Raw genomic sequence first — 1,063 nt, 5'->3', positions numbered from 1 at the left:
TAGCTCGCCAACGCTTTTCGCAAGTTACTACGTCCTTCATCGCCTCTGACTGCCAAGGCATCCACCGTATACGCTTAGTCACTTAACCATACAACCCAAATGAGTTTCATCTGAGTTGCATCGCAACTAATGGTTTCAACTTTCGCCAAAAGAATACTCAAGTCACTTGATTAAAGTGTGTTTTGAGAACTCAATTATTTTCGCAATAACCTTTCGGTTATTACTATCAGCTTTCCAAATTTTTAAAGAGCGACCTCCACGGATGGTGGAAGTGTCGAAAATCGTATGGAACGATTTCGACCGGGCTTAAAAAAGCCAAAGATAAATTCTGCATTTATCTTTGGCATCTCTAACCTAAACTGCATGCTCTCTTTAAGAGCAAATGGTGGAGCTATGCGGGATCGAACCGCAGACCTCCTGCGTGCAAGGCAGGCGCTCTCCCAGCTGAGCTATAGCCCCATTACATGCAGCGAACAAAGTATACCATTGCCAATTCGAGTTGAAATAAGGCATGTATTGAGGACGTTTAGCCTGCTAAACGACGAAATACATAACGCAGAATCAACGAAGAATTGGTGGGTCAGAGTGGACTTGAACCACCGACCTCACCCTTATCAGGGGTGCGCTCTAACCAGCTGAGCTACAGACCCATTTATACTTGTTTCTTTGTTCCATCGCGTTGTTGTTTTTCATTACTCACTCAATCATGTAGTTATCTACATTCTTTCGTTCGTAACTTAAACGCCTAGCGCTGAAACAAATTAACAGCGTCTAAATAGACGTGTATATCTTTGCTCTATCTTTCTATCAAGTAATCTGTGTGAACACTCAACAACTATTAAATCATCGTATAGGTAAGGAGGTGATCCAGCCCCAGGTTCCCCTAGGGCTACCTTGTTACGACTTCACCCCAGTCATGAACCACACCGTGGTAAACGCCCTCCCGAAGGTTAAGCTATCTACTTCTGGTGCAGCCCACTCCCATGGTGTGACGGGCGGTGTGTACAAGGCCCGGGAACGTATTCACCGTAGCATTCTGATCTACGATTACTAGCGATTCCGA

General features: G+C 44.8%; 2 tRNA genes and 2 rRNA genes. All 4 read right to left on the bottom strand.

The annotated features are described in order from the left end of the window. Positions 1-88 (bottom strand): 23S ribosomal RNA (locus L1D43_RS19775); the annotation flags it as partial. A 295-nt stretch (positions 89-383) separates the two neighbouring features. Next, positions 384-459 (bottom strand) — tRNA-Ala (locus L1D43_RS19770). 114 nt (positions 460-573) lie between these two features. Beyond that, positions 574-650 (bottom strand) — tRNA-Ile (locus L1D43_RS19765). 205 nt (positions 651-855) lie between these two features. Beyond that, a 16S ribosomal RNA gene (locus L1D43_RS19760) occupies positions 856-1,063 on the bottom strand; the annotation flags it as partial.

This window comes from Shewanella sp. Isolate8 (genome assembly GCF_022398495.1).
GTDB classification, from domain to species: Bacteria; Pseudomonadota; Gammaproteobacteria; order Enterobacterales; family Shewanellaceae; genus Shewanella; species Shewanella aquimarina.
Note: the sequence above shows the minus strand (reverse complement) of the source record. Positions and strands in the feature narration are given on the sequence as shown.